Source organism: Paenibacillus sp. CFBP 13594 (assembly GCF_014842675.1).
Classification (GTDB): domain Bacteria; phylum Bacillota; class Bacilli; order Paenibacillales; family Paenibacillaceae; genus Paenibacillus; species Paenibacillus amylolyticus_B.
On record NZ_JACYVQ010000016.1, the window covers coordinates 21,807 to 35,018 of the forward strand.

General features: G+C 47.1%; 14 protein-coding genes and 1 riboswitch. Of the genes, 9 read left to right on the plus strand and 5 right to left on the minus strand.

Annotated features, from left to right (window positions below; all coding sequences use genetic code 11):
- Positions 1–16: 16 nt before the first annotated feature.
- Entirely contained in the window at positions 17–1,042 is a 1,026-nt protein-coding gene (locus IFU39_RS30475; protein ID WP_091018746.1) for an alpha/beta hydrolase, read from the minus strand.
- A 359-nt stretch (positions 1,043–1,401) separates the two neighbouring features.
- Here IFU39_RS30475 and IFU39_RS30480 point away from each other — a divergent pair, with 359 nt between their 5' ends.
- Both IFU39_RS30480 and thiC read left to right on the plus strand, forming a co-directional pair.
- On the plus strand, positions 1,402–2,145 hold the full coding sequence (locus IFU39_RS30480) for an IclR family transcriptional regulator (RefSeq protein WP_017690772.1): 744 nt from the start codon (positions 1,402–1,404) through the stop codon (positions 2,143–2,145).
- Positions 2,146–2,293: 148 nt separating this feature from the next.
- A riboswitch (TPP riboswitch) is annotated at positions 2,294–2,407 on the plus strand.
- A 421-nt stretch (positions 2,408–2,828) separates the two neighbouring features.
- Complete coding sequence (thiC, locus tag IFU39_RS30485; protein ID WP_105602424.1) at positions 2,829–4,613, plus strand: phosphomethylpyrimidine synthase ThiC; 1,785 nt, start codon at positions 2,829–2,831, stop codon at positions 4,611–4,613.
- Positions 4,614–4,915: 302 nt separating this feature from the next.
- Here thiC and IFU39_RS30490 read toward each other — a convergent pair whose 3' ends face one another.
- The 4 genes from IFU39_RS30490 to IFU39_RS30505 all read right to left on the minus strand — a co-directional run bounded on the left by IFU39_RS30490 (position 4,916) and on the right by IFU39_RS30505 (position 8,270).
- Positions 4,916–5,605, minus strand: coding sequence for an aspartate/glutamate racemase family protein (locus tag IFU39_RS30490; RefSeq protein ID WP_105602378.1), 690 nt, complete (start codon positions 5,603–5,605; stop codon positions 4,916–4,918).
- Positions 5,606–5,784: 179 nt separating this feature from the next.
- Positions 5,785–5,952, minus strand: coding sequence for a hypothetical protein (locus IFU39_RS30495; protein WP_017690769.1), 168 nt, complete (start codon positions 5,950–5,952; stop codon positions 5,785–5,787).
- Between the two features lie 467 nt (positions 5,953–6,419).
- Complete coding sequence (locus IFU39_RS30500; RefSeq protein ID WP_105602374.1) at positions 6,420–7,238, minus strand: zinc ribbon domain-containing protein; 819 nt, start codon at positions 7,236–7,238, stop codon at positions 6,420–6,422.
- Positions 7,239–7,319: 81 nt separating this feature from the next.
- Entirely contained in the window at positions 7,320–8,270 is a 951-nt protein-coding gene (locus IFU39_RS30505; RefSeq protein WP_091018739.1) for a helix-turn-helix transcriptional regulator, read from the minus strand.
- 347 nt (positions 8,271–8,617) lie between these two features.
- On the opposite strand from IFU39_RS30505, the gene IFU39_RS30510 reads away from it, so the two are divergent.
- From IFU39_RS30510 to IFU39_RS30540, 7 genes are all read left to right on the plus strand, one after another.
- Positions 8,618–9,316 carry a response regulator transcription factor gene (locus IFU39_RS30510; protein WP_091018737.1) on the plus strand — a complete coding sequence of 233 codons (699 nt, stop codon included), beginning with the start codon at positions 8,618–8,620 and terminating at the stop codon, positions 9,314–9,316.
- Positions 9,309–10,397, plus strand: coding sequence for a HAMP domain-containing sensor histidine kinase (locus tag IFU39_RS30515; RefSeq protein WP_105602372.1), 1,089 nt, complete (start codon positions 9,309–9,311; stop codon positions 10,395–10,397). Before IFU39_RS30510 ends, IFU39_RS30515 begins: the two co-directional genes overlap by 8 nt.
- A gap of 99 nt (positions 10,398–10,496) precedes the next feature.
- The gene (locus tag IFU39_RS30520; protein WP_192136374.1) at positions 10,497–11,360 is read left to right on the plus strand and encodes a M15 family metallopeptidase; all 864 of its coding nucleotides are present in this window, start codon (positions 10,497–10,499) and stop codon (positions 11,358–11,360) included.
- A gap of 31 nt (positions 11,361–11,391) precedes the next feature.
- Complete coding sequence (locus tag IFU39_RS30525; protein ID WP_105602370.1) at positions 11,392–11,952, plus strand: VanZ family protein; 561 nt, start codon at positions 11,392–11,394, stop codon at positions 11,950–11,952.
- Positions 11,953–11,965: 13 nt separating this feature from the next.
- Complete coding sequence (locus IFU39_RS30530; RefSeq protein WP_105602369.1) at positions 11,966–12,175, plus strand: hypothetical protein; 210 nt, start codon at positions 11,966–11,968, stop codon at positions 12,173–12,175.
- 214 nt (positions 12,176–12,389) lie between these two features.
- On the plus strand, positions 12,390–12,788 hold the full coding sequence (locus IFU39_RS30535) for a hypothetical protein (RefSeq protein WP_091018727.1): 399 nt from the start codon (positions 12,390–12,392) through the stop codon (positions 12,786–12,788).
- Between the two features lie 32 nt (positions 12,789–12,820).
- Entirely contained in the window at positions 12,821–13,135 is a 315-nt protein-coding gene (locus tag IFU39_RS30540) for a hypothetical protein (protein ID WP_091018725.1), read from the plus strand.
- Positions 13,136–13,212 lie beyond the last annotated feature (77 nt).

The window sequence follows — 13,212 nt, forward strand, 5'->3', positions numbered from 1 at the left end:
AATGATTAAAATTTGGTTATTGTCCATTATTCGTGTTCTGCACATCGTCACTGCTTGTTTTCGTTACATGACTGAGGAAAGTTGAGACACGACGCAGATATTCCTTTGGATGCTCCCGGAAGATCAACTCATGATGCGCATCCTGGACAATCCATACATCGGAGTACGGATTGGTCTGGTTGGCGGCGAGTTGCTCCGCAATTGGATAAGGTGCCTTCTCGTCCTCTGTACCATGGATGAAGAAAATCGGGAACGGATAATCTTCCTTTTTCACTTCCTGGTATGGAATCTGTTGTAATCCGGTACCATTCAGAACAGGGAACAACAGCTTCATGATCTCCAGTGTAGGCTGACGTGGCAGATCGATCTGGTTGTGAATGTTGTGGTACAGTGTATCTGGCTCCAGCAGGAACGCACTGTCCAGAATCATTGCATCCACTTCCTTCGTAATCAGTCCGGTTTGTAACGCTGTACCGGCACCCATCGAGAAGCCCCAGACAACCAGTTCCTGCGCACCACGTTGCTTGGCGAACTGGATCGCACCGAGCAATTGCTGTGACTCAGCTTTGCCACCTGTGGCTACAGCTTTGTTCACCTGTGAGGCGAAGCCATAATCGAACATGACCACGTTGAACCCAAGTTGATGAGCATAGTGTGCCAGGTCATACATGGGAACCCATGTTTCTTCACGATTGGCACCATAGCCGTGACTGAAAATAATCGTTTTGCTTGCAGCATTGTCAGCAGGTATATACCATCCCTGCATCGTCCGGCTGCCATCTGCTGCCGGGAACGTGATGTCTTCGTACTTCATGTTCTTGGCTTGCATCGGATTGGAGAAGACCGGCGCTACAGTAGGATTGGATAATACCCATGCGATATAACCATGCAGTGCAATAAAACAAAACAGTAGAAAAAATACAACGGAGAGCAGCAGCGCTACGATAATATGTTTGAACCGAATCAGCCTCGGTGATAGGGAAGAGGGCAGATCGGACACTTTTGTTTGCAGCGGGGCTTCGCTCTGGGATGTTGGATACATGAATGCCCCTCCTTTGAAGTTCAGTTGAAGATAACAACGACATGAAAAGAGAATTGCGTCGATTTCAGAGCCTGCTTCAGAGCGATATCTTAATGTAATATATCTTTATCGTATGTTCCAATATAGTCAAAGTCAATTGATTGAGGGCATTTGTTACGCAATTGTTATATAGTTCTTAAGATATATGGGTAACATTACCTTAGTGTGTAAATTACAGGGGATTAACTCTTATAAAAAGGAAAAATTTACACGTTGGCCTATTTTAATTTTGGCTCTTTTTGGTTTACAGATGAGACCGTTTCTCATATAATTTATGTAACCAAGTTTCATGTGATGAAACATGAGGAGGGCATTATGCCATGGAAGATCGCAAGTTAACCGTCCGGGCTGTGGAACGGGCGCTGGATATATTATTATGTTTTACCACACGCAGTGATCTGGGACTCACCGAAATTGCCAGCCAGATTGGCCTGCACAAAAGTACAGTGCACCGTTTGATGGCTACGCTGGAGGATCGAGGGTTCGTGATCCGCGATGCAGCAACAGAGAAGTACCGACTTGGCATCCGAATCTGGGAGCTGTCAGCTCATATGTCCCGCAGTGATGATCCCGCTATTCTGCTGCTGCCTGCGATGGAGCGACTGAGAGATCGATTGGGGGAGACGGTAAGTCTGTACTTGCGTGATGGGAGTGAAAGGATACGGATTCAAGCTGTGCAAAGTGATCAGGCGATCCGCCGAGTCGCTCCAGTGGGTGTTAGACTCCCGCTGTCTGTGGGCGCTTCCAGCAAAGTTTTGATGGCGTTTGCCACGGACGAGGATCGTGAAGAACTGATGAACGGGCCGGAATGGCCGGTGTTTATTGATCCCGCGGTGTATTTGGCGCAAATGGGAGATATCCGGGATAACGGATATGCGACGAGTTATGAGGAGCGTGAGCCGGGAGCTGCCGCGGTATCTGTACCGATTATGGATCGCCGAGGCAATATTGCAGCTGCTCTCTCGGTCTCAGGGCCTGTCAGCCGACTTTCGCAGGAGACATTGCATGAATACGCACCTGTGTTGAAGGATGCTGCTACGCAGATGGGGCTCATGTTATCCTGATGCTGATGTAAGTTTGTTTCCAAATTGAGTTGGTGTTCTGGAATATAAAGGTTGTTTTTGTGTTCCGGTTGCGCTACTCTGTAATGGACGGCCCATCGGGGTCAGCTTCATTGAATATGAACGGCGGCATGTGTGTGCCGCAACTTGTTAACGTTACTGGGGGAGTCCGAACTGTCCGGACTGAGACGGAATCGCATGAGATTCCGGACCCTTTGCACCTGATCTGGATCATACCAGCGTAGGGAAGTAATCGGCGATATGACCACAACCACCACATGATGTGACCCTTGTAGGGCTCCGTTTAGGAGCCGCGTGAAGGTGCATTATTGGTGATGGACATAAAAGTCGGTTCCTTCGGGGACCGGCTTTTTTATATACAGTGAACGGGCGATATAGCACGTACTCCATCGACTTCTTTTTCAATAACCTGCGAAAGTGGGCTTGGATGATGAGAGAGAAGTCACCTTAGATCCATGATCTGTGGTAACCTCCGTTCTGTTGTTAACTGTACATGAAAAGTGTCTCTCCTGGTCTGGCGTAGGATCGCTCTTTCTTCTCTGCATTGCGCATGATTTGGGACAGGTACGTAAGCGAGCTAATGACGATACCAACCAAACAAGCGATGAACACTGAGGAGGAGACAAGCGAACATGAGTACAGGAAATCAAACGGGACAACAAGCGATGGAACAGGAACATAACGGTCAGCAGGTGGAAAAAGAAACAGGAGCGGCCGGACGGGTTCAGCCCTTTCCGGGCAGCCGCAAAGTCTACATTCAGGGCTCACGGTCGGACATTGCTGTACCGGAACGTGAGATAGCCCTTCATGACACGAATACTCCCCAAGGGGTGGAGCATAACGAACCGCTGCGTGTCTACGATACGAGCGGCCCCATGACCGATCCCGCATTTCATGCGGATATCCGTGCAGGTCTGCCAGCCCTGCGCACCCGTTGGATCACAGAGCGCGGCGATGTTGAAGCTTATCGGGGCCGTACGGTTAAACCGGAGGATAACGGACTGAAGCCCGGAGGGAAGAGAGCCGGCGCCGAAGAGTACCCCGGATTACGTGGCAAACCGCTGCGGGCACAGCCAGGACGCTGTGTGACCCAGATGCACTACGCGAGACAGGGAGTCATTACGGCAGAGATGGAATTCGCCGCCATTCGTGAGGGCGTGGAACCGGAATTTGTACGTCAGGAGCTGGCGAGTGGACGGGCCATTCTGCCATCCAACATCAATCACCCGGAGAGTGAGCCGATGTTGATCGGTCGTCATTTTCACGTGAAGATCAATGCCAACATAGGGAACTCTGCCGTATCCTCTTCCATCGAGGAAGAGGTGGAGAAGATGACTTGGGCAGTACGCTGGGGATCGGATACCGTGATGGATCTGTCCACAGGCAAAAACATTCATACGACCCGGGAATGGATCATTCGTAATTCTCCTGTGCCGATTGGTACGGTACCGCTGTATCAAGCGCTGGAGAAGGTGAATGGCGAAGCGGAGGCGCTGACCTGGGAGTTGTACCGTGACACACTCATAGAGCAGGCAGAGCAAGGCGTGGACTACTTTACGATTCATGCAGGTGTACTGCTGCGTTATATCCCGATGACGGCCAAACGGATGACAGGCATTGTGTCCCGGGGCGGGTCCATTATGGCAGCATGGTGTCTGGCGCATCATCAGGAGAATTTTTTGTACACTCATTTTGAAGAAATCTGCGAGATTATGAAAAGGTATGATGTGGCGTTTTCGCTGGGAGATGGACTTCGTCCAGGCAGTATCTACGATGCCAATGACGAAGCTCAGATGGCAGAACTGGCTACGCTCGGGGAACTGACGCAGATCGCATGGAAGCATGATGTGCAGGTGATGATCGAAGGCCCGGGTCATGTGCCGATGCACAAGATCAAAGAGAATGTGGACTTGCAGATGGAGATATGTAAAGAAGCACCGTTCTACACACTTGGGCCGCTAACAACTGACATTGCGCCAGGATATGATCACATCACGTCTGCCATTGGGGCAGCCATGATTGGCTGGTTTGGCACGTCGATGCTCTGTTATGTTACGCCAAAAGAACATTTGGGCCTGCCCAACAAGGATGATGTGCGCGAAGGGGTTATTGCCTACAAGATCGCAGCTCATGCCGCCGATCTGGCGAAAGGCCATCCACGTGCTCAACGCCGCGATGACGCATTGTCCAAAGCGCGGTTCGAGTTCCGTTGGCGTGACCAGTTCAACCTGTCACTGGACCCTGAACGTGCGCTGTCCTACCATGATGAGACGCTGCCAGCAGAAGGGGCCAAAGAAGCTCATTTCTGCTCCATGTGCGGACCGAAGTTCTGTAGCATGCGCATTACGCAGGACATTCGTGCCTTTGCGGCGGGTAAAGGATTGTCCGATAATGAGGCTGTAGCAGCGGGCATGCAAGAAAAGGCCGAGGAATATCGGACACGCTCCTAGGCGTCGGTACAGCGCAAGCTGGGCAGTCTGAAATAGAGATAAAGCCGTTTCTCTCTGTCATTGCAGAGAAGAACGGCTTTTTTGGTGCTATGTCATGTATGTATTCTTAACTTACTCAGCCTTTATCAGAATTAGCTTTGTGACTGCATGTGGCCCATATCTTATACAGAATTCCTGCGATAACGAATAAAAGAGCATCACTGAGTTTTGGTGCTCCTCCGTATAGAAATGCGGAACAGGAAAAACCTACTATAAACAGTAAAACAATATAGAGGAATCGCATATTAGTTCACCTCGTTAAATTACTGTCGAGCCAGGCCCAAATTCTTCTCCAAATACGCTGCAAGCAATGCCAGCGGACTATGGATTGGAATACCGCGATCTATTGCAACCTGTGCAGCGGCGGGAGCCATAGACAGTTGGGCCGCCACTACTGTTTTACCCGGATACTGCTCAGCAATCTGCTGTAAGCCTTCACGTACCGCTTCGAGATACCCTTGCTGATCTCCACGCATAATCAACTCAAATGTCCCAGGGATGCACACCGCATCCGTCTGAGATGTCTTGGCAACGTGTAGTTGCCCATTCTCATCCTCTTGCTGTAATGCCTGATTCACCCGTGCCATCGTTCCTTCAATAGTTGCCGGGTTGGTGAATGCTATTATGTAATCTCCGGGTACTCGTCGCATCTCCTGCAATAACGGATCATCTATGCCGATCACAGGCACAGGGACCTGTGTGGCTTCCTGCTCCAGTACTGTCGCAAACAGGGTACACGTGACCAGAATGGCATCGGCATGACACTTAGCGATCCATTGGAGCGTCTGGGCTACCTTCTCGTGAATGACGACCTCGGAAAAGTCAGCGTCATGTTTAAGGCGGTCCAGACCTGGATCGACGTAATGGACTAATTCAACTTCATAAGGAGCAAGCGTCTCTTCAATTAAGGCAATGTTGGAATAATGAGCGTGAAAACAACCAATGGTGATCATGTGCTAAGTCCCCTTTTACAGTTCGTATATGTCATGGATCTCGTAGATATTTAAAACCATTATAGAAACATGACTGAGGACTGTACAGTTGTTTATTGCTCAACGCCAATAACCGCCCTTCCGCCAAGCTGCGGAAAGACGGTTGATAAGCGGACTCGAATAGGGTCCGGTGTCCATTTTTATCTAAGGGAAGGAGAAGCATTTTTCTTCGCCATTTTTTGCTGTAGAATTTCATGAAAGGATAGACCTTGAGTGTTCTCATTCTCCTTTTTAGGAGCAGTGGTCGCCGTGTTGCGCGGATATTGGTGATGGTACGGGATCATTTGCTGAATAGGCATGCGGATCATCTTGGTTCCTCCTTTGATGCGTTTTTTCGAATTATGTATTTCGACTGGTTACCATGCCAGGTGCGCATATAGGTACATGTGACTTGTTAGACGAAATAGAAGAGTTTAAAGCGTAATTCCAATTGGATTGTAGTGATTTTACCCGGTTTTAAGGAGATGTAAACGTTTTTAGGGAAATTCAGGAGTAAAGGACCTGATATGAGAGGGTGTACATGGGAAGATCGAATCGGTTGTTATGCGAATAGTCCCAATTTTAAGGAAGTCAATGGTACCCGCATATGAGGCATATTATCTGGTTAAATGATGCAAAGCATGCTAACTAACTTGGTACCATGGTCGGGTTGTTTAGGGAGTAATGTAGTTCCGGATATAACAAAAAAGCTGCCGAGTGTACTCGACAGCTTGCGTGATATGAAGAAGGATGCGAACTAACGTTGATTCTGACTGAGATGTATATCGTACTACTTTTATCTACTTTGGCGAACAGCGATGTATATATCCACTTGTACACTTTCGGGATTCAGGCTGCGTTCATCATACAATTCAAAATCCCCGGTGAACGTACGATCGATTTGTTTCTCCCATGCCCACACGGCTCCCCATGCTTCACTAACAACCTCTGCCATTGGCCCTTTTCTGGAAGTGAATACGGCGTAAGTTGCAGGCGGGAGCAGAATGTCGCCCAATCCTTCAGGTAATGATTCCTCCGAACTTACCTCATGCCCTACCAGTATGGTGTACTCTCCGGTTATGCCATCGGTGTAATCCGTGTAACAGCCATAGCGGGCAGCTTCGGGTGCAGGGAGGTGCTCTGAGGCAAAATAATTGTTCCAGAGTCCCTGAATACAGCCTTTGCCACTAATCTCAATGGCATTGGTTGTGCGGGCGGATATGCCGGCCAGGCGTTTGCCCGGAAGGGTGACATAACGAACGGGCTGGGCAGATAACGATTGAGTTGTTGTAACCTGACCTGGTATAGCGGAAGTGACAGAGTTTTCAGCTGGAGATACTTCGTGTTGATCCGTTGTATTCGTGCGCCAACGTTTCAAAAAAGGAAGCTGATTACGCAGCATCGAACGAGCGGATTCCTCATCCATGCCCTCGTCCTTCAGAATGGCGGTGCACATCTCCGTCATGCCTTCCAGTGAAATACCGGGCTGCGCGAACTCGCCCTCTTTGTAACAATAGATACAGTATTCGCGGGTTGTGCTTCCATCTGCTTCCGTTCCGAATTGTGCAGGGGTGGTGAGTGGCATACCGCAGCTTTGACATACCGTAACATTCATCTTTCATTCCTCCTTGGGTATATATGCAACTTCAACCTGAACATATTTGAAGTATACGGGGAGGAACTGGACAACTGTCTGTCAGGTTTGATCGGAGGTTTTATAATTTTGAACAATTTGTTCGGCTATACGGCACACATTATCCCGAATATGCAAGGGTTCCAGGACCTCGACATCCGCCCCAAAGCCCAAGATGAAGCCGTACAGCCAGTTATCTTCTGGAAAAGCGACCTGGCTGATATAATAGCCGTTCCCGTCAGGCAATACATTTTCAATACCGAACCATTCCTCCGCAACATGATGGATACGGGCATGGAATCTCAAGGTAATCCCAATCTGGTTGTCTGGCCTGCTCCATTCCTGCTGCCACGGCCGGTCTTGAAGGTTGATGGATTTTCGTTCATAGTGCTCTGTAGTAAGAGAGACGTCTTTCATACGAACCAGCTTGAACATGCGGAATTCATTTCGTTCATGGCAAAAAGCATACAGATACCACGCGTGCCTCTTCAGCACAAGCGTGTGGGGTTCAACTGTACGATAGGTCTGTGCACCTTCGGCGCTGCAATAGGCAAAATAAATGCATTGTAGTTGATCGATTCCCTGATCAATGACTTTTAATTTTTGTTGCAGCGCTTCAGGGTGCGTCCACGTTGAATGATCCACGATGAATCGGTGCGTGCTGGCCTGAAAATCTTCATTTTTGGCTTCCGGGACGATACTGCTTAGCTTTTCCACCAACAGTTCACGTGCAGCATTTGTATGTGAGGTCGATATACTGCGCAGGGCGGTGACGATGGAAACAAGATCCTTATCGGTTAACAGATTGCGATCCAGACGATACCCTTCCGCTAGGCCGATGCCTCCGCTTGCTCCCTGATAGGTCACGACCGGAATCCCGGCTTGTCCTAATGTGTCGATATCTCTATAGATCGTCCGGATGGAAACTTCAAACATATCGGCCAGGTCTTTGGCCTGTAATCGCCCCCGGTTGATAAGCAGTACAACGATGGCTAACAAACGCTCCAGTTTCATAGCTACCTCTTCCTTTTTTTATTTGTGTTTATATAAATGAGCTATTTCTTTTACACTTGAACGGAGAGGATAGAAAAAACCTGGAGAAGCGAAGCGCTCGCCTAAAAGCTTTCTGGAAGAAAGCTGCTTCGGAAGCATACGCTATCACCGGATTTTCCCCTTTGGAAGATGGAATCAAAAAAATCTGGGGATAACAGCGATTGGAAGGTTATTCTGTCATCGGAGTGAACTGTGTAAAACTTTTGTCCAACTTATATAACATTGCTTTCAATTGTTTATCTGGTACTTATCTGTTAGATTCATAGGTGTTATATTGCCCAGCATCCCATATAGGAGTGAAATAAGCAATGAAGCGAATTACGATTCTGATTGCGGACGATGAGGTAGAGATCGCAGATCTGGTGGCTTTACATTTACAAAAAGAAGGCTATCATACCGTCAAGGCATCTGACGGACAGTCGGCACTACAGGCGATTCAGACACATGCCATTGATTTGGCTGTACTGGACATTATGATGCCGGGTATGGACGGGTACGAGGTGACCCGCAAAATACGGGAGCAGCATCATTTTCCGATCATTTTCCTGAGTGCCAAAACCTCGGATATGGATAAAATTACGGGGCTGGTAATGGGTGCCGATGATTATATGACCAAACCATTTAACCCGATGGAGCTTGTAGCACGCGTGAATTCTCAATTGCGACGCTCATTACAATTCAGCCAGTCCACAGCGGCGGTTCAGCGCTCGATTCTGGAAAAGGGCGGACTTGTCATTATACCTGAACAGCATAGCGTGACGCTTTACGGTAAACCGCTGGAGTTAACACCGAAGGAATTTGATATTTTAGTGTTGCTCGCGAGCAATCCAAAACAGGTCTTCAGTGCAGAAAGCATTTTTGAAAAGGTATGGGGAGAGGCTTATTTCGAAAGTGGCAATACCGTTATGGTACATATTCGGACGCTGCGCAAGAAGCTCGGAGAAGATGTGGACAAGAACAAGTTTATCAAAACGATCTGGGGCGTGGGGTACACGTTCAATGACTAAACGCAGAAGCTTTCGCACAACGATGATTATGCTGCTCGGTCTAAGCATGCTGTCTTCTGGCGCCGTAACATTTATCGTTTACAGGCTCTTGCAGTTGTATTATTCAGGTGTGCGGATGGAAGATCCGCTGGCGGAATATCGAAATATCATGAGAAGTATTGGCGATTTATATGTCTTTATGCTGCTCTTCATCCCGCTTGCGATTTTATTTTTCTACTTGTTTACGAGACCCTATGTCACGTATTTCAAAGAGATTTCCACAGGCATTAATCACTTGGCGAACGGAGACTTTCAGCATCGTGTTCAGATTTCGTCCAAGGATGAATTGGGTTCGATTGCGGAGGGTATGAATATGGCAAGCCAGAAGCTGCGGGAGGCGATGGAACGAGGTGACTTTGCCGAGAACAGCAAAGACCAGCTCATCGTAAACCTTGCGCATGATCTGCGTACACCGTTAACCTCCGTGCTGGGCTATCTGGATCTCCTTATGAAGGATGATCAGCTGACAGAGGAACAGGTTCGGCATTTTACGTCGATTGCATTCACCAAATCACAGCGTCTGGAGAAGCTGATTGATGATTTGTTCGAAATTACCCGCATGAATTATGGCATGCTACCGATCAATAAGGCTCCACTGGATCTTAGTGAATTGCTGAAACAGATGAACGAAGAGCTCTATCCTGTATTTGAAAAGAACCAACTGGTCACCCGCTTGAAAATAGACACTGACCTTACCATCTCTGGTGATGGCGAGTTGCTGGCTCGTGTGTTCGAGAATCTACTGATTAACGCTGCACGGCACGGCAAGGACGGCATGTACGTGGATATTAACGGATATCGTGATGCAGAACAGGTTATCATTCAGGTCATTAACTATGGCGGACATATTCGTCCAGAGGAATTGCCACATATTTTCGATATGTATTATACCGGAGATCGTGCCAGAACCCCTCAGGAGGGTGGGACAGGCCTCGGCTTATTTATCGCCCGTAATATCGTGGAACAGCATGACGGTACGATTTCAGCCCAGAGTGATGTGGTACGGACGTTATTTGAAGTTCGTTTGCCCCTATTACAATGAGGTTCGACGTCAAATTTAAGAAAAACTTTAAAAATGCCCTGCTTTTTCTTTAACTTGTTTTGTCTATCCTTGATGTATGAGGTAAAAGGAGGAACAAGCATGAAGAAGTGGGGCTTTTTAATATGTATCGTTTTGATCGGATATATCGTTACACAATCACCAGGATGGATTCATCAAAAGGATGAGCTACCTATCGAGATTCAGAATACGCGTGAAAATCCCGCAGGTTATACGGTATCTGTCACGGGAAATATTCAGGATCAGGTACATAAGGGCAATTTGTTACTGGTTAATAAGCAATACCCCGTTCATGAGGAAGGGGTTAAATCGGATATTGTATATGTGGCGGATGAGGATGATCTGCTTCGTGGATATGGAATACTGGATCGGAAAATCATGTTATCCCGGCAGGTGGCACAGGAGTTTCGGAAGATGGTTGAAGCAGCAGGCGAAGAGGGAGTCCGATATTTTCTTGTCAGCAGCGGGTACAGGGACTTTGCGAAGCAGGACGAGCTGTATCAGGAAAAGGGTGAAGACTATGCACTGCCTGCCGGTCACAGTGAGCACAATCTCGGGTTATCCCTGGATGTCGGTTCCACATTGGCTGCTATGAATGAAGCACCAGAGGGAGCATGGCTGGAGAAGAATGCATGGAAATACGGATTTGTTTTGCGTTATCCGAAGGATAAAGTGCGCATCACGGGAATACAGTATGAACCATGGCACTTTCGATATGTAGGGCTGCCGCACAGTGCTGTCATGTATAAGAATAATCTGGTGCTGGAAGAGTATTTGGATTTGCTAAAAGAGAAAGAGAACATTAATGTGGAGGTAGAGGGTGAGGCGTATCATATTCGCTACTATGGAGCCACCCGAGATACGACCGTTTACATACCTGAGCAAGGCCAAACTGAAATCTCGGGTGATAACATGGATGGCGTAATTGTCACCGTAAAGAAATAACAGGGCAGCACAAAGGAGGAGGAGCAGCAGCATGAAGCACAACAACCAGAAGAAAAACAAACATTACATCCTTTGGATTGCCGTTTTCATTATCTATGTATATCTACTTACGAAGCTGATCCTGTTCAAAGGAAGCCCGGTCGATTTTGGCATCGTGAAGGTTCGACTGATGGCGTTCTTGCAACAACCGGATCTGATCCATACACGAACTGTCAACCTGACGCCATTTCAGGAAATTTCACGAGACTGGAACAGTCTGTCGTTACATCGTCCGGGCACTGCAATCCATCTGGTAGGCAATATATGGGCCTTTATTCCACTGGGCATCTTCATCCCTGTGTTGACGGGCAACAAGTTATTCTCTGGAGTAAAGGTACTCCTGCTGTCCCTGCTGCTCAGTTTGGGTTATGAAGTGACACAGTTGTTGACGGGGATGGGAATATTTGATGTGGATGATCTGATGCTTAATACACTCGGCGGCTTGATTGGATATATTGTTTTCACTATGGCTATGGGTCTGAAAAAGGTGTTGTCGGGAGGAGAATCCCGCGTGACGACGAAAAAGTTAAATTCTAAGGAAAGTCACGTGTAAGGAGGGGAACAACTTGATTATAATAGCTGCAATCTTCATTAGCGCAGGGCTAATGTTTCTCGTGTATCCACACAAGGTAACAGATGCTTCGGAAAAACAGATTACGGAGCGAGTAATCATGTCTAGATGGGTCGGCGGCTCGTTAATTGTTCTGTCGTGTTTGTTTCTGATCATGGGCACGATTCAACTGTTAGATCAAGCATCACATCACATTGGGCATTAAAAGGCAGTTGGCCTTGAAGCAACGGAGAACACACATACTGAAAACAAAGGCTCTCTATCACTGTGCAGATTGCACGTTACGGGGAGTTTTTTTGTTGTTTCATAAGGTATCGAATATAGCATAGGACCAGTGAACTTTGCGAGTAACATCGCAAATGAGGTAGAGTAGAGATGATGCGTTAGTACCTATTCCTTACAAAAAAGGAGGATATACATTGTATTCATTAGCTAAAGAACTAGCAGGAACCATGAAAGCCATTATGCAAATTGAAACCGAAATTGCTGAAGCTACGAATAATCACTACGATAAAGAAGTAGTACGTGATGTAGAACAGAAAAGAACTGATCTGATAAGAGCTTGTACACGTGATGAGTTGCTGGTGATAAAAACAGTCATGAAAGTGGGACAATCGGAGAGAGGATATCGTCATTATTTCGATTCGAATGATGTTGAGATTATTTATCTCCCTGTTGAGTTAAACGAGCATGAGTTGATGCAGAAATATTCCTATTATCTTATACATAAGACTGAACGCGAACTTGCGGATAGCATTGAGTACTATACCGCTGTGTCGGAACAACTAAGAGAAGGTATGGAGATCTTAAAACTTTAAACTGTGATCTGTAAGTTCTAGGAGGCTTGTAAATGTTAATGAAAATTGTTGTATATCACTTTGATGTGTTCTACTATTACGTTCCCAATCAATATGCAGGAAAAATTGGCGAGTGGAGAGGAGAATTTATCGATTTTTTGCAGAGCCTAGAGTATAAGCACCCATTCACCCTGTATATCGAGTCTATTGATCATGAGGGAAATACGGAATATGCTCACTTTATTCGTAGTTACGGGGCGGATGATTTTGTAGACTGGATTAACGTAGAGAAATTAAACTGCAGAGGTATATATCGTATAGCTGAGCCACCTGATGATTCGGAAGTTGGCTTGAAGATTGATTTTTAACCATACCCCGATTATAAAAAGCAAAGCCAAAAAAGCTCCCCGCCACGTGCTGATTGCACGTAATGGGGAGCTTTTTT

Excerpts from the sequence above, each read along its gene's own strand:
- IFU39_RS30475 (WP_091018746.1), bottom strand. The coding sequence starts at position 1,042 with ATGTATCCAACATCCCAGAGCGAAGCCCCGCTGCAAACAAAAGTGTCC.
- IFU39_RS30480 (WP_017690772.1), top strand. The coding sequence starts at position 1,402 with ATGGAAGATCGCAAGTTAACCGTCCGGGCTGTGGAACGGGCGCTGGAT.
- thiC (WP_105602424.1), top strand. The coding sequence starts at position 2,829 with ATGGAACAGGAACATAACGGTCAGCAGGTGGAAAAAGAAACAGGAGCG.
- IFU39_RS30490 (WP_105602378.1), bottom strand. The coding sequence starts at position 5,605 with ATGATCACCATTGGTTGTTTTCACGCTCATTATTCCAACATTGCCTTA.
- IFU39_RS30495 (WP_017690769.1), bottom strand. The coding sequence starts at position 5,952 with ATGATCCGCATGCCTATTCAGCAAATGATCCCGTACCATCACCAATAT.
- IFU39_RS30500 (WP_105602374.1), bottom strand. The coding sequence starts at position 7,238 with ATGAATGTTACGGTATGTCAAAGCTGCGGTATGCCACTCACCACCCCT.
- IFU39_RS30505 (WP_091018739.1), bottom strand. The coding sequence starts at position 8,270 with ATGAAACTGGAGCGTTTGTTAGCCATCGTTGTACTGCTTATCAACCGG.
- IFU39_RS30510 (WP_091018737.1), top strand. The coding sequence starts at position 8,618 with ATGAAGCGAATTACGATTCTGATTGCGGACGATGAGGTAGAGATCGCA.
- IFU39_RS30515 (WP_105602372.1), top strand. The coding sequence starts at position 9,309 with ATGACTAAACGCAGAAGCTTTCGCACAACGATGATTATGCTGCTCGGT.
- IFU39_RS30520 (WP_192136374.1), top strand. The coding sequence starts at position 10,497 with ATGAAGAAGTGGGGCTTTTTAATATGTATCGTTTTGATCGGATATATC.
- IFU39_RS30525 (WP_105602370.1), top strand. The coding sequence starts at position 11,392 with ATGAAGCACAACAACCAGAAGAAAAACAAACATTACATCCTTTGGATT.
- IFU39_RS30540 (WP_091018725.1), top strand. The coding sequence starts at position 12,821 with ATGTTAATGAAAATTGTTGTATATCACTTTGATGTGTTCTACTATTAC.